The organism is Massilia cellulosiltytica (assembly GCF_047325105.1).
Lineage (GTDB): Bacteria > Pseudomonadota > Gammaproteobacteria > Burkholderiales > Burkholderiaceae_D > Telluria > Telluria orientalis.
On record NZ_CP168562.1, the window covers coordinates 5,349,797 to 5,369,183 of the forward strand.

21 protein-coding genes are annotated in these 19,387 nt (G+C 63.3%); all 21 read right to left on the reverse strand.

All coding sequences use genetic code 11. The features are described from left to right. Nucleotides 1–2: 2 nt before the first annotated feature. The 21 genes from ACEN9H_RS23320 to ACEN9H_RS23420 all read right to left on the reverse strand — a co-directional run bounded on the left by ACEN9H_RS23320 (nucleotide 3) and on the right by ACEN9H_RS23420 (nucleotide 19,386). Nucleotides 3–149, reverse strand: coding sequence for a hypothetical protein (locus ACEN9H_RS23320; protein WP_413672252.1), 147 nt, complete (start codon nucleotides 147–149; stop codon nucleotides 3–5). Between the two features lie 8 nt (nucleotides 150–157). Then, the gene (locus ACEN9H_RS23325; protein ID WP_413672253.1) at nucleotides 158–454 is read right to left on the reverse strand and encodes a DUF5658 family protein; all 297 of its coding nucleotides are present in this window, start codon (nucleotides 452–454) and stop codon (nucleotides 158–160) included. Between the two features lie 11 nt (nucleotides 455–465). After that, nucleotides 466–1,020, reverse strand: coding sequence for a hypothetical protein (locus ACEN9H_RS23330; protein WP_413672254.1), 555 nt, complete (start codon nucleotides 1,018–1,020; stop codon nucleotides 466–468). Between the two features lie 4 nt (nucleotides 1,021–1,024). Next, nucleotides 1,025–1,606, reverse strand: coding sequence for a DUF4376 domain-containing protein (locus ACEN9H_RS23335; RefSeq protein ID WP_413672255.1), 582 nt, complete (start codon nucleotides 1,604–1,606; stop codon nucleotides 1,025–1,027). Next, entirely contained in the window at nucleotides 1,606–2,634 is a 1,029-nt protein-coding gene (locus ACEN9H_RS23340) for a hypothetical protein (protein ID WP_413672256.1), read from the reverse strand. The genes ACEN9H_RS23335 and ACEN9H_RS23340 overlap by 1 nt, the downstream gene beginning before the upstream one ends. Next, complete coding sequence (locus ACEN9H_RS23345) at nucleotides 2,631–4,223, reverse strand: hypothetical protein (protein WP_413672257.1); 1,593 nt, start codon at nucleotides 4,221–4,223, stop codon at nucleotides 2,631–2,633. The genes ACEN9H_RS23340 and ACEN9H_RS23345 overlap by 4 nt, the downstream gene beginning before the upstream one ends. Further along, a complete protein-coding gene (locus tag ACEN9H_RS23350) occupies nucleotides 4,220–10,072 on the reverse strand; it encodes a phage tail length tape measure family protein (protein ID WP_413672258.1) in 5,853 nt (1,950 codons plus the stop codon). Before ACEN9H_RS23350 ends, ACEN9H_RS23345 begins: the two co-directional genes overlap by 4 nt. Before the next feature lie 15 nt (nucleotides 10,073–10,087). After that, nucleotides 10,088–10,459, reverse strand: coding sequence for a DUF1799 domain-containing protein (locus ACEN9H_RS23355; RefSeq protein ID WP_413672259.1), 372 nt, complete (start codon nucleotides 10,457–10,459; stop codon nucleotides 10,088–10,090). A gap of 77 nt (nucleotides 10,460–10,536) precedes the next feature. Beyond that, a complete protein-coding gene (locus ACEN9H_RS23360; protein ID WP_413672260.1) occupies nucleotides 10,537–10,902 on the reverse strand; it encodes a hypothetical protein in 366 nt (121 codons plus the stop codon). A gap of 45 nt (nucleotides 10,903–10,947) precedes the next feature. Next, nucleotides 10,948–11,895, reverse strand: coding sequence for a phage tail tube protein (locus ACEN9H_RS23365; protein ID WP_413672261.1), 948 nt, complete (start codon nucleotides 11,893–11,895; stop codon nucleotides 10,948–10,950). Then, nucleotides 11,888–12,130 carry a hypothetical protein gene (locus ACEN9H_RS23370; protein WP_413672262.1) on the reverse strand — a complete coding sequence of 81 codons (243 nt, stop codon included), beginning with the start codon at nucleotides 12,128–12,130 and terminating at the stop codon, nucleotides 11,888–11,890. Before ACEN9H_RS23370 ends, ACEN9H_RS23365 begins: the two co-directional genes overlap by 8 nt. Next, complete coding sequence (locus ACEN9H_RS23375; RefSeq protein ID WP_413672263.1) at nucleotides 12,127–12,549, reverse strand: hypothetical protein; 423 nt, start codon at nucleotides 12,547–12,549, stop codon at nucleotides 12,127–12,129. The genes ACEN9H_RS23370 and ACEN9H_RS23375 overlap by 4 nt, the downstream gene beginning before the upstream one ends. Next, on the reverse strand, nucleotides 12,546–12,944 hold the full coding sequence (locus ACEN9H_RS23380) for a gp436 family protein (RefSeq protein WP_413672264.1): 399 nt from the start codon (nucleotides 12,942–12,944) through the stop codon (nucleotides 12,546–12,548). The genes ACEN9H_RS23375 and ACEN9H_RS23380 overlap by 4 nt, the downstream gene beginning before the upstream one ends. A 2-nt stretch (nucleotides 12,945–12,946) precedes the next feature. After that, nucleotides 12,947–13,540: a hypothetical protein gene (locus ACEN9H_RS23385; RefSeq protein WP_413672265.1), complete on the reverse strand. Its 594-nt coding sequence runs from the start codon at nucleotides 13,538–13,540 to the stop codon at nucleotides 12,947–12,949. Nucleotides 13,541–13,603: 63 nt separating this feature from the next. Then, complete coding sequence (locus tag ACEN9H_RS23390; RefSeq protein WP_413672266.1) at nucleotides 13,604–14,527, reverse strand: Mu-like prophage major head subunit gpT family protein; 924 nt, start codon at nucleotides 14,525–14,527, stop codon at nucleotides 13,604–13,606. A gap of 8 nt (nucleotides 14,528–14,535) precedes the next feature. Next, the gene (locus ACEN9H_RS23395; RefSeq protein WP_413672267.1) at nucleotides 14,536–14,739 is read right to left on the reverse strand and encodes a hypothetical protein; all 204 of its coding nucleotides are present in this window, start codon (nucleotides 14,737–14,739) and stop codon (nucleotides 14,536–14,538) included. Between the two features lie 10 nt (nucleotides 14,740–14,749). Beyond that, nucleotides 14,750–15,154 carry a hypothetical protein gene (locus tag ACEN9H_RS23400; protein ID WP_413672268.1) on the reverse strand — a complete coding sequence of 135 codons (405 nt, stop codon included), beginning with the start codon at nucleotides 15,152–15,154 and terminating at the stop codon, nucleotides 14,750–14,752. Nucleotides 15,155–15,185: 31 nt separating this feature from the next. Next, on the reverse strand, nucleotides 15,186–16,316 hold the full coding sequence (locus tag ACEN9H_RS23405; protein ID WP_413672269.1) for a phage protease: 1,131 nt from the start codon (nucleotides 16,314–16,316) through the stop codon (nucleotides 15,186–15,188). A 271-nt stretch (nucleotides 16,317–16,587) separates the two neighbouring features. Then, a complete protein-coding gene (locus tag ACEN9H_RS23410; RefSeq protein WP_413672270.1) occupies nucleotides 16,588–17,388 on the reverse strand; it encodes a DNA adenine methylase in 801 nt (266 codons plus the stop codon). 125 nt (nucleotides 17,389–17,513) lie between these two features. Beyond that, a complete protein-coding gene (locus ACEN9H_RS23415) occupies nucleotides 17,514–18,020 on the reverse strand; it encodes a phage virion morphogenesis protein (RefSeq protein WP_413672271.1) in 507 nt (168 codons plus the stop codon). A gap of 121 nt (nucleotides 18,021–18,141) precedes the next feature. Further along, nucleotides 18,142–19,386 carry a phage minor head protein gene (locus ACEN9H_RS23420; RefSeq protein ID WP_413672272.1) on the reverse strand — a complete coding sequence of 415 codons (1,245 nt, stop codon included), beginning with the start codon at nucleotides 19,384–19,386 and terminating at the stop codon, nucleotides 18,142–18,144. Nucleotide 19,387 lies beyond the last annotated feature (1 nt).

Here is a 19,387-nt window from a genome sequence, read left to right on the forward strand (position 1 = left end):
CTTCATCCACCTGTCGGCATAGCAACTTTACTGCGAGGCTCGTCGAGTTGGCTGGCCGGTAGCGCGACCGGCGGAACGATGACAAGCTGATCATCGACGATCTGTATGATCAGCTCGCTGCCGCGCGGCGTGATGACATGGAAGTCCATCTCCCTCCCTAGGACCGCTTGCTCAGTGCGGTCAACTGTTTCCAGTTGTGCACCACGACCCAGGAATACAGCCCGACCAACAGTAGTGTCGCCACGCTGTGGCCCACCAACCAAAGGGCCGCAGCGGCCAACAGCGCAGCCTTGGCGAGAACCAGGCCTGCAACGACTCCGAACCACTTCATCAAAATACGGACGATCGGGTTCAGCTCGCGCCCGCCATTGGCCAGTACGCGCCAGGTCAGGTATGCATCGGCGGTCTGCAGGAACGTCAGTAGAGCGAACGGAATAAGCGACTGAGGGTGCATCGTATTTGCTCCTATAATGAAATAGATTTCAGGGAGACGAGCGCCGTCTTGGGGTAGTCGCACATCTGCAGATCGATCGGGCGCACTCGTTTCATGACGGCCGGGTCGAATAGGCGCGCGCCGCCGGCCAGGACAATGGCGAAGACGAGTTCGGAACACCACCAGCGACTGTCGTCGGCCCAGTCCTCGGAGTAGGTCAACGGGATGCCGATTGCGCCGGCCCAGTCGTACTTCTTGGGCGCTGCCGGAGCAGCAGGGTTGCATTGGGCCTTGGCAAACGTGATCGCCGCATCAAGGTCCGGCACCCATACGCGCATGTCGCGGTAGACGACAACCCCTTCCATCAGCTCGGCCACGGTGCCCGCACGGCAGCCGTGTGTCATCGAGGCCTCGTATGCAAGATCGCCGATGATGGCGATCGCATGGCTGAACTGGCGAGATCCGGACAGCACGCCGACCACCAGGCTGATCGGGTTGTACGGCCACCGGCTGGTCAGACGCACGGTGACATAGCCGGCCTTTCGCGGCAGGCCGCCGTCGTACGTTCTCGCTGCAAGGCCCGTCATCGCATCACCATTCGATGGCCGCAACCTCTTCCGGCGTGCTGGCGGCCGCCAGCTGCGCCTTGAGAGCTTGGGCGTGGTTGAAGTTCTCGGTGCCCTGTGCGGTCATCGAGGCGTACATGGACCGAAAGGCGTCGACGTCGGCCAGCGGAATCATCGTGTTATCGACGGCCTTCCAGGCTCCAGGGAAGCCATCCGGAAAGACGCCGAACAACGCGATGTTGTTCGCAACGCCGTCGATGTCCGAGCGGGATAGTGCGTCGCACGCGATCAGCTTGCCGGCGTGAGGGAACGTCGTCTGGTTCGCCGTGGCGCGCCAGGCGTTGATCGCGGCATTCTTTGCCGCCTTCATCTCAACTAAATCGACGGATGCCGGCGCGGCGGGAGTGAGCTCAACGCCATCGCGTGCGTCATTGGCGCGATAGGCATACCAATTGGCCCGCGTTTCCTCGTCGACCGCGATGTGGTTCGCCGCGTGCTCAGGCAGCAACAACTGGAAGTAAGAGCCGACCAGCATACCGGCATCGTCATACGTAACGTAGCCGAATGGCTGCGGCTCAGGGATATCAGTGATGGTCTGGCTGTCCATTACGAGGTCTTTTCAATGATGAGGTCGGTGTAGACTTCAACCTGGCCGGAACCAGCAGCCGGAACAGCGTACATTGCTGCGTTCGGCGTGAGGTGGTGGAGTTCCAAGGTCTTTGTCGCGGTAAGGGTGATGCTGCCGGTCAGGACCGGCGGGCTCATCTGCACGTATTCCTGAGTGCCTTTCGGGTCGTAGCTGAGACCGTTGAGGCCGATGACCAAGTACGCACTGTCGGTTACGCTGTACAAGGCCATCTTGTGCCAGTATTTTTGACCTGTAGATCCTGTCTGCACGAGACTCAAGCTGTCACCGCGTACGCGATAGGTTCCGGCTGGCAGAACGAACCAGTCCGTTCCGAGCGATGCCCCCGTGATCGTGTTCACCTTGGCCACATTGAGCGGGCGACGCCACACGTTGGCGGATTTGTTCGTTGGCGCGGTGCTGGCCGTACCGCTCGCGCGCTCCTCGCGTAAGTGCAGCGTTGGGAACGAGCCCATGTCGCCCTTATCGCCGGTCCTCTGGAAGGACAATATGACCGCATCACTCGCAACAAACGGACTGGCCGAGCTACCACCTCGGAACGTGACGTTGATGCGTTTGTAGGCCGTATAGTCAACGACACTCGTCACGTTGAAGACAAGCCACTTCGATGTGTCACCAACTTTCTGCAACCGGACAGTACCAGGCACGCTAGACGTAGATGCGCCAAAATCATTTAGCAAGCTCGTCATATCCACGCCGGCCGAGCTTGTCAGGTTGACGCGTAGCGCGATGGATGACGACTGGGGTGTGCTCGACAAGCCCAATTTGCCTGAACCCGGATCAACCTCCGAAGCCGAACTGCTGAATGTATATGGCATGGCGTAGGCACCGCCAAACGCGATGCTGTTCAGGTTTGCGGCGAGATCGTTCTCCTGCTGCGCGCGCAAGGGCAGATTGACGAAGTAGTCCGCCACGTTTGCGTTAAAGGTTTTTTGGTCTTGTGTTTGCGCCGGCAGCTTGGTGATATCCGTGAGTGCGGTAATCGTCATACAGTTCCTTGGATTTGCAGGTTCATTGCAGATTGTGTTGGGTATTGAATAACGCTCTTGAAGCTGGTGTATGTGCCGAACAGGCAAGCAGACCCGTACGCGGCCACGCCGATCCAAGCAACCGGCTTCTGCCGGTAGTTCTCGAGCGCCTCGATAACACTATCGATATAGGCGTTATCAATAAGCACGTCGACGTCCATGACCTTCGCGAAGTTGCGCTTCTGGACGTTGCTCGTTCCGTCGAAGTTAAAGTTCACGGTCGAGTAGTCCTTGATTTCGCGCGACAGCCCGTATTTCGAAAGACCGATGTCGACCAATGGGCCCAGCACACACATGCCACACTTGGCCGTGCCGGCAGGCTTTCTCAGCGCTATAGTCACAAGCCCGGCGTAATATGGTGGTAGCTGCACCGACACGGCATACGACTTTTTTCGGATCGGCTTGAAGCACCAGTTGTAGAACGAACTCCCGGAGTCCGGGATGATCAGATCTTGCGTCTCCTGATATACCAATCCATCGTTTTGGTCATAGCAGGAAATGCGCACATCGCTCGCGTCGGCGTTGCCGATGTAGACGCCCTGGGCAAGCTCCTGCGAGGTCAACACGACGATGATTTCCTCGGCGCTCGAGGTCTGCGTGTTGTTGTACTGGTCCAGCATCGCCCAGCGGTTCGTCACGCCATTTGGCGCCCAGGCCGAGGTATCGGTCAGAGCCTTGCCCACGTTGCCAGCGATGATCGACACGTATGTGTTGTGCGTGGCCGGATCGTGAACAACAACGTCCTTCGCGTACGACGACGTGCTGCTGTAATCAGGCTCCGTGATCGGAACGTTCGAATACACCAGACCGGCACCAGAGGCGATGCCATCGGCTGCGCGGGTTACTGCAGCGCCGGCAGTACGAATGTAACTCGTGGCGCGACCGATCTCTACCTGCACCCGCGTGGCCTGCACGGAGTGCCCGATCGTCGAGGAATTGACCGTACCAGGGTAGATGAGCAGCGCCGCGCTAGGGGTTCCCGCCGGATAGGTCCGCGTCACTTTGATAAAAGTGTCCACCGAGGGGCTTAGGCCTGAGATATAAAACGCAGCCCCGGTCTGGAAGAATACGCTCCCTGCCCCCGAAACTTCTATGGTTGCATCCGCCAAAGTGCCCCACCCCGGCCCGCCGACGGCCCAGTCGTACAGTCCAACAGTGGCCGAGTCAGTCGAGCCGGCGCGCATGGCCAAGGTAGCAACTACCTTTTGCCCCGCGCTTCTGGCGCCCACGTAGTGCTGGCGAAATTCGGACGTGCCGCTGTTTGTTTTGGTAACGTAGTAGTACGGGATGCCGTGAAAATCCGCGCCGGACAATGACGCTGACGCCGAACCTGTCCAACCTGCCGCAAGGTTTTCAGAGTAGGTGATCAAGTTCGTGGCCGCAGGCTCGATGAGTGCATACGGTGCCTTCGTCAGATCCATCGGGTCATACGTCACTGCGAACGAACCGGCCGGCACCTGTACCAGCGTGCCAGTCCGGTCAAACACCCACTTGGGCGCCGGGCGCGTGAAAGCCACGTCGCCGAAAGTAACGGGATCGATAATCATCATGCCGGGATAACCTTCATTGCCAGTGGCTTATCGCCGTTACTTGCATTGTCCAGAGCGTCGGCACACTTCGCCGAACTCTTGGCAATCGCCATGTTCTCCGCACTGTTCGCGGTGCGGAAAGCCTGGACTTCCAAGCGGAGAGCCTTGACCTCGGCCACGAGCGCATCGTTGTTGCTCGACGAGCTGGTCAGGCGCGAGAACAGATCCGACGTTTGGCCTGCGTTGAAGATCCGAGACGGCCCCGTTGCTTCGAGCTCCGGACCGTTCTCGCCAACGATGCGCCAGCCACCAGCGAAATTGCCACCGGTCGCAAAGCCTGGAATCTTGTAGCCCGGATCTTTCTGGGCTGCCTTCAACCAGTCCGCCTTTTCGGCTTCGCTCATCGTCGAGCCGTACGCATTCATCCAGAAGGCCAACCCGTCTGCATCTGGCTCGCGGCCCAGCACGTCTCGATAGAGCGTATTGAGGCTTGCTTCGGTCGAGCCCTTGATGCCGTCGACGATCTCCGAGACCGGTGCGCCATTCGCCGCAGCGTTCTGCCACCACTCCAGACCAGCTGCATCTGGCGCGCGGTGCAGAGCCGACTGGTATGCCCCGTTGATGGCAGACGTTGCACTCACGATCGGGTTGCTATTTGCAGCCAGGACCGCCGAGGTCAGTGCCGCCATCGCGTCAATCAGGGTCAGGCCGTTCGTGTCGATCCCTTTCAGAATGTCCACCTGCTCTTGGGCTTTTGAAAGCTGATCGTCCAACGATTGCAATTGATCCTGAGCCGCTGTCAGCGCCTTCTGCTCGACAGATAGCTGGTCGTCAGTCACGTCGCCCAGCGCCGCGATGTCATTTTGCGTCTCGTACAAGTCACGCAGATAGTCCGTGTACGACGAAAACTGGCTCGACGCATCCTGCGCGACAGCGCCTAACGCATCCTTCAGGTCATCGGCATCCGGCAGCGACTGACCAGCCCTCGCGGCCGCGAGCGCGGCGCGAATCTGTGCTTGCCCGACCGCGCGCCCCGCCAGCTTCTGGTCGGGCGACTTAAGGTTGTCGAGCGTACTCCGCAGCGATTGAGACAGCGACTGCAGCTTGGAGACAGCGGCCGTGTGCGTGTTGATGACGGATTGCACAGCAGTCTTCTCGCGATCGACCACCTTCTGCAATCGAGAGAACGCGCTGTCTACGTTGCCAAGCAGACTCGTCGCGCTGTCCCGGACCGCTTGAATCGCGGCGGCCTGTGACTGGAGCGCCTGCACCTGGTCGTACAGTGCCTTGTTACTGCCATCGATCGCCGCGCGCTCCTTCTCGCGCAGCTGGACGGACGTCATCGTCAGCTCGTCCAGCTGATTCTGCAGGTCGCGGCGTTCATCGGCGATGTCCTGGGCGCTTCTGGACGTATCCTGCAGCGCCGCATGGGTCGCGGCGAATGCGTCGGCTAGGCCCATCAAGGTCGCGTAGGTGTTTCGACCAGCCTCGGTTGTCAGGTCGAGCCCGGCCACGACCTGGGCGAACTGTTCGCGGGTATCGACCCATCCCAGGTTCAGCTTGGCCAGTTCGTCGCCGACGTACTTCTGTACCGGCGCCAGGCGCTGCGCTTGCGTAAGGAAGTTCTCGGCGTAGCTGGACGCCTTCGATTGCAGCTCGTCGATCCCGCCCATCATCTCGACCAGGGATTCCCTGGCAGCGATCGACTGCAGGCCGGTAGCGCCAAAAGTTTTGCCAATGGACGTGAGCGAGGCGTCGAGCTTGGCGTAGTCCGATCCGATCCGAACCAACGTCTCGAGGTAGCCTTCACCGACTTTCTGGAATTGCTGCAGGCCACCCACGGCGAACTGGGCCATGTCGTCGCCGAGCTTGGAGAATACCGACTCCAGCGCCTTCTGCAGATCGTCGCCCTTGAGGTCTTTCAGGCTCACCTTGCCGATGTCGACGACGAAGCTGTTGAGCTTGCTGGTGAACTCGTCCCCGGATAGGCCGAGCAGGCTCCCAGCGGCCTGCACGCTATCCGCCAGCGACTTGATGACGGCCGTGATCTGGGCGTTCGCATCGGCGCCCAGAGCGGCGTCGACCGTGTCGTGCTTATCGCTGCCGAACCAGCCGCCGGACGTTTTGACGGCCGTGTATTGGCTGGCGTTAGCCCCGGCCGAGAGCACGGCCGCAAGCGCGGTTGGGCTCATCGTGATGCCCGTGTCCTCGACGCTTTGCTTGCCGCCGAAGATCGACGTGGCGATCTTACCGACGAAGTTGCTCTTGCTGGCCAGGTAGCCCAGCAGCGCTCCGGCAGCCAACCCGAGCGGACCACCAATGGCGGCGCCACCGGACATGAACGAGCCCATGCCCAAGTATGTGCCCAGCGCGGCGCCACCAACGGTCATCCCGCCGGAAGCAAGGGTGGTCGCCAGGCCGTTGTTGGAGTTCAGGCTAACGCCCGATCCCGAAAGGTCGGTCGTGCGCACCAGCTGGCTGGCGAAGCTGCCGATGTTGTTCTCGATATTGCGCAGCGACGCCAGCATGCCCGCGAGATAGTTAATCTGCGTGGACGAGTTCGACGCCGACAGTTCGATCGCGTTCTTGATCGACTCCGACTTTGCGCTGCTGTCGCCCAGGACGGACCCGGCGCCCTGGGTTTCCTGACGCTGCTGGGACAGGCTCGGACCGCTCGACCCACCCGATACGGCGAAACCTAGACCGGCCATCACGGCGGCCATCGCGGCCATGCGCACCCATGCCGTGTACGGGTCGCCCTGCGCCTGATTGGCGACGCCGGCTGCGGCAGCGGCCTGGCCCTTCGCCACGGAGGCGGCGACGTCCGGCGCGACACTGGCCTGGGTGGCGGCCGTCTCGGCCTGTTTGCTTGCCATGAAGGCCGTGGTGTAGCTGGTCAGCAGCCCCGTCTTGCGGAGCATGTTCTCGACGGCCATCGCCATCTCGAACGCGCGGAAGGTCTTCTCCACACCTTCCATGGCGCGGTAACCGGCCGAGTTTTCTTTGAAGAAGCCCTTGGCCGCGCCGGCCATGTCGCCGTACGACTTGATCTGTGCCTGGGCCGAGGCAGCAGCAGCGGCCTCATTGGCCTTCTGGATCTTCACCTGGTTGCCGCCAGCGTCCTTGGTCGCGGCTGCGAGTTGTGCGGCGATCGCGGCCTGAGCGCGTGCGTAACCGCTAAACGTGGTGGTGAGGCCACCGATCGCCGACCCGACCCTTCCGAACGACGCCGCCATGCCGTCCGCCGCCGACTTGGCCGACTCGTCCAGGGCGGACATGATCTCCAACAGATCCTTGGCCTTCGTGACGTCGACGTTCGACAGGGCCGCCTGCAGCCGGTTGGCGTACCAGGTGTCGTACTCGGCCTGGAGCTGCTTTTGCGCCTTGGTCCCGTCGCCGGCCAGCTCGATGCGCTCGCGCCATACGCCGGCGTCGATCTCCAGCTGCGCGAGCGCGCGAGCCTTATCGTCCACGATCGATTCCGCTGCGAACTTCGCGTTTTGCTGCCGCAACTGCTCGGCACCGGCCAATGCCTGGCGCTGCCCCATGATGGACGCAATCTCGTCCTTGCGCGCCGCAGCGGATGCCTGCAGGTCGGCAGTCTCCTGCGCAGTGAAAACGTGGCCCTGCTTTTGCCAATTCGTAACGAACTGGCGAAGCTCGGCGTCGACCTTCATTTGCTCGGCCGCGATCTTGCGCGCCTCAGCCGACTTTCCGAACAGTTCGGTCTCGTCCTGCAGTGCCGCCTTCTCGGTGGCCGTCGAGTTGCTCCATGCCTGCACCTGGCCGGAAATGGCCTTGGTCGCGGCGAACGCCGACTCGGCCAGGGCGTTGTCGGCGCCTTTGATGATGCCGCGCCGCTTCTCTTCCAGCGCTTGCACTTGGGCTAGGTACTTGTTTCGTTCGGCGATGTCGCCCACGCCGCCGGCGAGGTCCGCGCGCTTTTTTGCGGCATCAATGTCACGCTGCAGATCTTGGACGTCCAGTACCCGCTTTTTGTTGATGTAATCGACGTCGCTGACCAGCTGCCGGTTGTGCCGGCTGTCCAGCTCGGCCAGGCTGTTCGCGGTTTGTTCCTTCTCCAGATTGCGCTGGCCTTCGATCGCGGCGAGAGCGACGTTGTTCAAGTCGGCATAGGACTTGCGGATCGCGGCCTTGCGCTCGTCGATTTGCTTTTGGGAGATACCGGCGGCGACGCCTTCGTTCTGCGCTTTCTCCAGGTCGCGGTCCCGCTGCTGGCTACGGGGCAGGTATTTATCGCTATCGTCGTTCCACTTCTTGCGGGCGACGGCCTTCTGCGCGGCCTCGTCCTGTGCTTTCGCTGCTGCTTTCTCTGCATCCGTCCGACCACGGATCACATTGATTTGACGTTGATTGTTGTCCAGCTCGGCCTGGTAGATGGCGACGTCGCGCGTCAGCCCACGTTCACGGGCGCGGCGCTGATCCTCTTCGATCTCGCCACGCTGTTTCAGCAGCGCGTCGATCTTTTGCTGGGCGGTCTGGCCACGTCCCATTGCGAAGTCGATCACGGCGTCGGCGGCGCCGGAGGCCGCGGACTTGATCCTGATCCAGCCGCGCTCCCAGTCGGTGAGGCTGTCGAGTACCTTCTGCCGTTGCTTGTCGACTCCGTCCGCGTAGGCGCGCTGGGCCACGTCGGCCGCCTCTGCCGCCCGGCCCACGTCCTGCAGCGCCTTCACCTGGTCGAACGTCGCGGCTGTGATGAAGTGGTACTTGTCGTTGATCTTTTCCAGAGCGGAAAGCGGCGCCTTGCCGAGCGCGGCGAACTCTTCGACCGTGTCCGCCACACTGCGGCCGAGATCGCGCTGGGCTTCCACGGCCACCGTTCCGAACAGACGCATGTTGCCCATCGCAACCTGGCCGCTCGCAGCCAGCGCGGCGCCGGCCGCCGCCGCTTCGTGCTGCGATCCCGTAATCTCGCCGATCTCGCGGGAGACGTCCTGCAGTTGGCCAACAGTGGCGCCGGCGGCGTTGCCGCTCAGTGCCAAAGCTTTTGCAAATTCCTCGGCCTCGTTCGCGCCGGCGTTGTATGCGATCGCCAGCGCGCCGGCGACGGCGGCCGCGACCGTCCACGGGCCGATCAGACCGACAATGTACGATGCCAATCCACGCGCGGCCGCGCCGGCGCTACCGAACGAATCGCGCAGTTGGCCGCCTTGCTGCAGCAGGACCGTAAGTGGCGCCTGGCCGCCCTGCAGGGACGTCACGATGTCGGTGAACTGCGCCGGCACCTGGCGCATGGCGTTGTTGAGCTGGGCCTGGCTGACCCCGAGCTGCTGGGTGACGTTCGCCGTGTTGCGCGTGGCCTGTTGGACGGCCTGATGCCCACCGACGGTGTTGTTCAGTTGGGAGGACTGCGTCGCCAGCGTACTGCTCAGGTTCTGCTGCGCGGCCTGGAGCGTTGTCGCGCTCGCGGCCTGGCCGACCTGAGCTTGGGTGACGTGCTGAGCTGCTGTGCTCAGGCCGGCGTCGGCCTGAGCCACGCGGTCCATGGCGTCGGCGGCCGAACGGCCGGCCGTGGTGGTCGCCGTCATCGCGGCCGTGCTCGCGGTCTGGTGAACCTGCACCACCTGCAGGGCGCCACCGACACGATCCGAGGAGGCGCCGAGGCGGTCATTGGCCGCGCTGACCTGGTCGATCGCATCAGCCGTGGTCCGGCTCACGTTCGCGGTGCCCGTCAGTGCTGTTGTCGCGGCGCCCTGCGCCCCAAGGACGTCCTGCAGGGCGCCGCCGACACGCTCGGCAGAGGCACCAAGCCGATCGTGGGCCGCACTCACTTCGTCGACGGCGGTGACCGCTGCGCGGTTACCGGAGACGTTGATGCGGATACCGTACTCGACCTGGTTACTCATGCGTTCGCGTCTTCCTTACTTTTGCCAGTGTTTCGTCTGCATTTCCCGCAGACGTTTCTCTCGCCGTTCCCCCTGTACCTTGTGCATGGCCTCCAGGGCGGCATCTTCCATTGCCTCAAGGTCCGCCAGCACCTCAGGCCACTTTCTCTTGGGGATGCCGTTCGTTGTCCGAAGAACCCCTTCGATGTTGGGGAACCAGATCCCGGTCCTGATCAGTTCGCCGTCCGGGGCGATGACGACGTTCCATTTGTTTTCCAGACGCAGGAACAACTGCAGCGTCAGGAGGTTGTCGGACCAGACCGTGTAGCTCTCGGTCTCGACCTCGGTTTCCCGTGGCACATCGGCGATCTCGTCGTCCAGGCCAAAGAACTTCATGTCGTCGGCCATGTCGTCGGAGACCGCCGGCCGGGTAGGCTTCGGAGCGGCGCCGCTGACCGCCTTTCCCCACCACTCGGCGGCGCCGATCAGTTTTTTCGTTTGGCCGTCTTGATCGACTCGAAGAAGGCCGTGACGAGGGTCGGACGGGTCGGGAATACGTTCTTCAGTGCGGCGAAGTTTTCCGGGTTGAATTCCAGCGGGTGATCGTTCGTGTCCAGCACGTCCTGCCAGCCGGTGACGACCTGGTCGAGCACTTCGTCGTCGCTCAGCAGCGTTTCGCCTTCATGCAGCTTGTCGCGGTTCAGGCGGCGGTGCAGCTCGTCCAGGTCGTCCTGTGGCAGGCGCTTGAAGACGACGGCGAACTTGTGTTTGTCGCTGCCACCCTTGCCGTCCGGGACGTCGACGGTGACGGGAGTGATGTAGGTCTGGCTGATGGAGCTGATCTTGAACATATTTTTCCTTTTGCGATTTATTTGGCCCCTTGCGGGGCACTTGGATTACAGGCAGGTGACGGCGATCTCGTCGTTACCGACGACCGGAGTCGGATCGAGCGTCAGCTTGTAGCCGACCATGCCGTCGATCTCTTCGTAACCGACGTCGAGGATCTTGGCCTGCAGGTCGACCTTGACCTTCTTGCCCGCCACGGTCCCGTGGGTGACGCTCATCGGCACGGTGCTGTTCGACTCGGCCAGCGTGTACGGGTTGAACGTCGCAAGGTCAGGAGCGAGTACCGTGATCGAACCGGTCGGTTTGCGATCGGCAATCACGATCTCCTTCTGCGGACCCGGCATATCCACGCGGTTGACCTGGTTGCCGAGATCCCATTCGAAGGTCGACCACGCGAGGTTGATCGCGTTGATCGATGCCGGCCCTGTGTTCACGCTGTTGATGCCTTCCTCGATCTGCCAGCCCGTGCGCGTCACGGTCGGCAAGGCGCCGGCGACCGGGGTCACGTAGAGAGCATCGAAGTCGAACATCAGCTTCGGAATGTCCTTCTTGGCCAAGCTGCCTTTGCAGTTCCCGCGCATACCCAGCAGCTTGTGCAGGACGCCGTCGATGTTCATGTAGCCGACGACGCTGACCTGGCCAGTGCTGACCAGGTTGTACGCCACCGACGTCGTGGCAACGATGGTCTGCGCGTGGCCGCAGGCCAGCATTGCCGAAGCCCACTTCGGCGCGGTGCCGGCGGTGCCGGAGCCAACCAGGGCGACGTTGAAGGACAGCTTCGCCCAGAAGCCGGTCAGGATGCTGCCGGGGTCGCCGTAATACGGCAGGATGATGTTGCGGTCGACCTTGTCGGTGTCCATCGGCGTCAGCGTCACGTCGCGAGCCTCGATCCAGTCGGTCGCCCCGGCCGGGGTCGAGTCAACGCCGTAGGTGACTTCCTGCTTCAGCAGCAACACCTTGTTTTTCCACTTGCGTGGCGCGGTGAGGATATTAGGCACGCGTACGCTCCTTCTTAACCGTGGTCGGGGTATCCGCCGCCGGCGCCGCTTCCAGTTGCGCCGACGCGGCCTGCGCCTGGGCGTCCGTCGCCGGATCTTCCGATTCGACGCGGATGCGGATCTTGGTCGCGGGGTCGTAGATGTAGCTGCCGCCCTTACCCCAGTCGGGGCAGTTGATGAAGTCCAGCAGGGCGTGCGGTGCCTCTGCCTGGACGTTGTCGTTGTCTGTGCTCACAGAACGCTCCTGTCGTAATAGGAAGTGGTGAAAAGGTCTTGCCACCATGCGTGGCCATCGCGGAAGGCCAGCAACTGGCCCATACCGCGTTCAAGCGGGTCGAACACCGGATCGGGCGTCCAGCCGTACAACTGTTCCCGCACGGCGCGGCGCAGCTGCTCCAGGTCGGCGCCAGCTGCAGCACCGACCTGGTCGCCCAGGTTCCTCACGACCAGGATCACGCCGATCGTCACGGTTACCTTCTGCTGCAGGATGTCGGCCGCGATGCTCGGGCCGGGCTGCTCGCGCATCGGGATCACGAAGCACGCCGGCACGGCCTTGGGATTGCTCTCGACGGCCGCCTGGAAGTCGATCGCCCCGCCGACCAGCTTGAATACCGAAACGGCCGCATGGATGCGCTCAACAGTCTGGTTGATCATGGCCGGCAGCTCCGTCCGAATACCCGCTCGCTCGGGGCCGACATGACTACGGTCGCGGGCGAGTTGCCCGGAACCGGCGCGAGCTGCTGCAGCTGGACCCGGCCGGCGGCCACGTCGCGCAGCCATGCCACGGCGTCGACGTACTGGGTGCGGGCGTTCTCGGTCACGGAGTCGCCCAGCAGCTTGTAACGCGCGATCGCGCAGGCGTTGGCAACCAGAGCCTCGGGCACGTCGGTCAGCGGCAGGGTGTAGCGGCTTGCCAGGTAGCCGTCGATCATCGAGCCGGCGTCGCGCAGGATGTCGTCCAGGGCGCCAGGCGGCAGCATGGACAGGCGCTGGGCGACCTCGTCGGCTCCGTAACGACGCTCCAGGGCGGATTGGTCGAGGTATGGCATGGTCAGGCGTCCTCGCCCTCGAGGTCGACCAGTTCGACCGACAGCATCGGCTCGTCCTTCAGTAGCGTGACCTGGTCGTCGGTCAGCTCAGAAAGCGCGATCACGGTCGGCGTGGTATTCCAGGCGCGACCAGCCCGGCGGAAGCCCGCCTGACTGGATGTCACCTTGAGACCATGCATGCTTCGGAACGAGTCGGCGAGCATCTTGTCGAAGCTTTCGCCAATAACGGCCGCCGCGCCCGTATTGGACTTGTCGCTGGAAGCGTCGCGGTTGAGCAGCGTCGACAGGTCCAGGCGCAGCTCGTGGCCGTCCTCCCCGATGAGCTGGGTGCCGATGCTCAGCGTGCCGCCGGTCGCCAGGCTGGTTTCCTGCAGGCTGCTGTTGTCCGCTGCCGACGAGTTGCCGGTTTCCGTCCCGCCGCTGGCGTTGCCCTGCAGGTTGTCGGTCCCGGAACCAGAGTTCAGCGCCGGGTTGCCAACCGCCTGGGTTGCCCCGCTCAATTCGGAGCGCGGCGCCGCTCCGCTCCTGCTCTGGACAGTCGTCTCCTGCGCTTTGCCGCCGTCCCGAGCTCTGGCGGCCGATCCGTTTTTTGCCATGTTCGCTTCCCTTTTAGATGTTTCGCCGGTGCCCACCTGGTCCAGATGGACACGTCATTACGTTCAGGCGACCGTGCCGTCCGATCCGTAGGCCAGCTGCCAGAAGCCGTAGCCGCCGGCCGCGCGCGCTTCCGCACCGAACTTGTATTTCTTGCGGCTGAAGACATCGTCCGACTGGGAGTCGATCTGTTGAACGAACACGGGTGCCTTGCGCTCCTGGTAGACGAAGGGCTTGACCGGCTTGGTGGTATCGAGCAGGAACCAGGCCGTACGCGACTTCAGGCGGGCGTCGACGCGAACCGTATAGGCGCCCTTGAACGGATTTGCCTTGCCGTCATCCAGGCGATCGGCGGTGACCAGGGTGTTCGCGACTGCTTTCAGCGCCGGCGGGACCATCAGGATGTTGGGCTTGATGTTCAGCGGACGGCCGTCGTCGTCCTTGAATTCCATCATCGCGGTCTCGGCGGCGCCCAGGCTGTCCAGCGCGGCCTGGTAGCTGGCCGCGCTCAGCACCTTCGTGCCCTTGTTCGATACCGAGATATCCAGACCGTTTTCATCCTTGGCCGGATGGTCGACGTCGAAGAAGTACTGGCCGTCGTAGCACTTAGTCACGAAGCCGCTGTTGACGACGTCCGCGATGATCTCGTCGGGCAGCTGGGCGGCCGAGTCGCCGGCGGCCATGGCTTGCGGCTGGTAGATGCCCAGGTTGTCGTCCTCGATGTCGTTGCGATCGACTTCGACGGTGGCCTCGAAGTCGTTGTTGACGATGACGTACTTGAACGCGGCCAGCGCTTTGACGGTCTTTTCGCCGATCCATTTGCGCATGCGCGGGAACTTCGACAGCCAGGCGTAGTCGTTCTGGCCGGTAGTCGACGGCACCTTCATGGCGATCTGTTCCCAGTCGCCCGAGGCACCGTTGAATGCGTTGTTGAAGGTGGTCTTCAGGCTGATGAAGAGGTTGTTGACGTTTTCGCGATTGATGAGCATGTTGATTCCTAGGAGTTCAGGGGGGCTTGGGCGGCGGCCAGGCGCGCGTTGGCGGCGCAATCGGGACGCAGGCCGCAGGGCTGCGGAAACACTTCCGGCAGCACCACGGCCGGCCGGGCCGGGCCGGGCACGGCGGCGAACACCAGGGCGCCCGCCGTAACCGCCAGGCACAGGGCCAGCACGCACCAGGTAACGGAGATCGTGGTTTTCATGGCCGGCCGCTTATTCGATCCAGACGCCGTCGACGTCGACAGCCAGCAGCTTGCCGGCGGCCGAGCGGGTGTTCGTGCCGTTGGTCTTGGCCACGGTCTGGTCATCGACGATGTAGACCACGTTGCCGACGTCGGCCTGGGCGACGGGATCGCCCGCGTGATTGGCGAACTTGAAGGCCAGCTTGCGGCGGACAGCGAGAGTTTTGGCACCGTCGGCGCCGCCTGTGTTGTCGCAGCAGTCTTCGGAGCGGCCCTGGTAACGCAGGGTGGTCGAGACAGAGCCGGGCACCAGGAAGCCTGCCGCGTTCAACGCGACCAAGGCGCCGGCGAAAATCTTGACGCCGGCGGCGACCGGGAAGACGGCCAGCTGGCCGTCCTTGTTCGGGGTGTTGCGGGATGCAGTCAGTGCAACCATCTATTTCTCCAGTTGAGGGACCGAGCGGCGCTTACGCGACGGTGGCCAGTTCCTGCAGGGTTTTGAGGTAATCCGCCTCGGACACGCCCATCATTCGGCACATGCTCTTCTGGCTGGCCGTCAGCGCCGCGACGTGGGACGGGTTCGGCGGCACCACCTTGGTCTGGTGGGTCTGCAGGCCGGACAGCGCCGCGATGGGCTGTGCAGCATCCAGATAGGCGGTCAGGCCGGCGATGTCCTGGGCGCCGTAGCTGCGCGCCCACTCTTCCTGGGCCGGCAGCAGCTTGCCGCTGGCCAGCGCAGCCGACACGACTTCGTCGACGCGGGTGGTGGACTGGTTGGTCGTCAGCGCGGCCAGCTGGCCCTGCAGCGCGACCATGGCTCCGATCGGCACGTACTTGGCCGGATCGGGAGTCGCGGTCGACAGGGATGCCAGGGTCTGGCGCTGCGTTGCCAGGTAGCTGACCAGGTCGAACGATGCGGCGGCGGTCGCTTCCGGATCGCCGGCCTTGAGCTGGTCGATCAGGGTCTGCAGGTGCGAGACGATGCCCTCGGCCGGCGTGCCGACCGGCAGGTTGAGCAGCCAACGGAGCTGCTCCAGGAGTTCTTCCATTGCGGTGTCCTCGGTTAATGGAGTGGGTGGGGAAAGAGTGAAATGCAGGGCCGCAGCCGTGAGCAGCACTTCGCTCATGCCGTCGATCGCCGGGTTGTTGGTGATTGCCGCCATATATAAAGAGGTGACGGCGCCCGTTGCCTTGTCGTAACCGATGACCGGCGAGATGAAGCGGTATTCCTTCTTCTCGATCATCGCGGCCGCGCCATCCGTCCATTCGACGTCGACAGCGAACAGGCCGACACCCTCGCGCCACTCCAGCCGATGGAACCAGCCGGCCGCAGGCGCCGGCTTGCCGTTCTCCTTGGCCAGCAGGGTCTGATGCTCGTAGTCGATGACGTAAGGGGTGCCGCGCGCCGCCGAAGCCTCGATCAGGCGTTGAGCCAGCGCCGCGTCGACGTGCCAGCCTGGCGCGTCGTGGGGCCGGCCATCGCGGGCGTGGAAGCCACCGGCCGGCAGGAGTTGCAGCTCGCTGCCGGAGGTGACGGCCAGCGCGCACGCGGCGATGCCGAAGGGCTGGGTGACGGTGGGTTTGGAACGTTTGGGCATGGAGCTATCGTCGCAGCGATAGCCATGCGGAAACAGACTGACAGATGTCAGCAGTGCCTTGCGGAACTTAAAATCCAACAGGAAATCCGACTTGCCGCCCAGCACATGGACTGGGCATCGGAATTAACGGCGGACTAACGGGGCTAGGAGGCGTTTTCCTATCGAGCTTGAGGGCATGTGCCCACCCGAGCCAGAAAAACGCCGTAAAGCGCGGATTTCGATTTTCTTGCGGCGCGGAATGTTCATTTGTCGTTTTCCGCGCATCTATATATTAGAACAGCCCGCCTGGAGCGTTGCAATCCCAGTTCGTGATCACCAGCTCCCCGCTCGTCGCCGCCGCGCCGTGGTTGTTGGCGACGGAGTACTTGATGTCCAACTCCAGGAAGTGCATCCCTTCAAACGCGCGGCGGATGTCGGGGTGGTCGTTGATGCTGACCATGACCTTGCCCTTGGTGGTGCGCATCAGCTCCGCCATGTCCAGGTAGTTCTGGAAGTCGAAGTCGACGCCATACCCTTCGGTCTGCCAGTACGGCGGGTCCATATAGAAGAACGTATGGGCGCGATCGTAGCGCTTGACGCACTCGCGCCAAGGCAGGTTCTCGACATAGGTGCCGGCCAGGCGCAGATGGGCCGCGCTCAGGTTCTCCTCGATCCGGCACAGGTTGATCGGCGATCCGGTCGTAGCCGTACCGAAGGTCTGGCCGTCGATCTTGCCGCCGAAAGCGTGCTGCTGCAGGTAGTAGAACCGGGCCGCGCGTTGGATGTCGGTCAGGGTTTCCGCCTGAGTCATCTGCTGCCACTTGAATATCTGGCGGCTGGAGATGGCCCATTTGAACTGGCGGACGAACTCTTCCATGTGATGTTGCACCACCCGGTACAGGTTCACCAGTTCGCCGTTGATGTCGTTGATGACTTCGGTCTTGGCCGGGAAGGCCCTGAGGAAGTAGAGCGCGGCGCCGCCGCAGAAAACCTCGACGTAGCATTCGTGGCTGGGGAACAGCGGCAGCAGCTTATCTGCCAGGCGGCGCTTGCCGCCCATCCAGGGGATGATGGGAGTTGCGGTTTGGTACATGTTTCTCCGTGTTAAAATTCCGCCCGCCTCCGTACGGGGTGGCAGAGCCTTGGCGAAGCATGCAGTTCAGGCTGCGTGCGGAGTGGCCGGCCCGGTGTTACAGCACCTGGTCGGTCGCTCTGTCCTTATTCGACAGTCAGGTAAAACGTAAGTGCGTCGACGATGTCCTGCTCTTCGTCGGGATACAGCGATCCGTCTGGCCGGACGGGAAAGAACGGGCGAGCTGGAATGTCTCCCCAAAGGTGCGGAAACTGCGCCTTCGTCCCTCCGAACTGCATCATAAATGCCTGTGGCGCCGGCGAGGCGATCAACAGCGCGTCCGTGCCGACCTGGTAGTGGATACCCCGGCTCATCTCGCCACTGGCGATCAGCGGCCGTTTGGCGGGCGCTGGCGGGGCGCGTCGGCCGGTTCTACGTCCTCGTGACTGGATGTACCGGGCGAGGGTCGCCGCGCTGTTGGGTGCCCATGGCACGCCGTCCGGCGCGGTGCCGGTGCCGAAGCGTCCCTTGATCCGCTCCACCATGTCCTCGCCCAGGGCGCGCAGGAATGGCTCCATGTCCCCGGCGCGCTGACCGAGCTGCTTCAGCAGCTGGTCGACGGAGCCGTTGTTGATTTCGATATGCTGGTTCACGGTTTTGCCTATAATGGCCAGGTGAGTCGGGGAGCTGTGGAAATTCGGAGTCCACAGGCTTGTCCGGCCACGGTTCGCCGTGGCCGATCATGGATGGAGGGACGTCCGGCCTCCCTCCGGCTCATTTCACTACCTGCAGCAGCCCGCCCACGATTGCGCCCTCGATCTTCTCCAGCAGCGGCTTGAAGGCCGAGACGATCATATTCAGCGCTCCCTCACGCTTCTTCACCTGGAAGTCGAACTCGACGGCGAGCTTTTGCGCTCGGCCGTCGGCCGCCGGGAGCACATACAGCAGCTTGCCCGTGTTGACGTCGTAGAGCACCTGCAACGGGTTGGCCAGGGTGTCGAACAGGCCGAGCCACTCCTCGTCGGTCAGCGCGTCGCCGGCGGCGTCGTGCCGCTGGGCCTTCTTCCCGACCAGCAACTTGTCCTGGACTGCGATCTCGGCGCTGGCCGGCTGAATGCCCTTGTTCACCTGCAGCCAGTCCAGGACTGCCGGCTCGATGGCGCCGACGATCGCCGTGCGGCCGCGCTTGACCGGGTCGGCCAGCACCTCGGCGACGAAGCCCTGGTAAGCCTGCCGCTGCTCGGCCTGCAGGACCGGCTGCATCGCCTGGTACAGGCGAGAGCCGATCGGCGACGCCAGGCGCACCAGCCGGTCGTCGATGAGCGAGCGCAGCGGGGCATTGGCACGCGCACCAGGTGCATAGTCGAAGCCCTTGTCGATCCCTACCGGCGCCCAGGTCTTCGGGCTGATCTCGGCCCAGCCTTCCGGAGCCGCACCCTTGCCGGCGTCGACGGCCGCCTGGTAAGCGCGCGCGTCAACGGCGACCACGCGGCAGTGGCACATCCAGCCGTTCGGCGGGAAATGGGTCTTCCAGAACTCGTCGTCGTGTCGCAGCACAAGGCCGTCCCACGACACGTGCAGTGGCCGGGGATGAGCGATGCCGTCAGCGTGAACGTATTTCCAGTAGGGCTTCAGCTGCAGCAGCTTCGGGTTGTTGAGCTGCTGCCAGCGGCCGGCCGCGTAGCTGGTTGCCGTGTTGGTCTGGTAGATGATCCGCGTGCGCCAGGCTTCGCCGGCTGCCGTGCCCTGGCCGGTCCAGCCGGTCCAGCCGTGCCTCTGGACGATTTCCTTGAAGTCCTTGCGGAACTGTTCCAGGCCGCTGCCGGTCTCGATCCCGCGCTCCACGGCCGTGCGCAGGTCGGCCAGCAGGTCGGCCTTGGCGGCGCCGGCGACGACGAAGGCACGGTCGTGTGCCGCACGCATGATGTCGTCCCAACGCTCCGTGGGCAGGTTGAGCTTGTTCTTGAAGAACGTCAGCTGCTCTTCGAACGGCGTGTTCTTGCCGATTGCCAGTGGCATC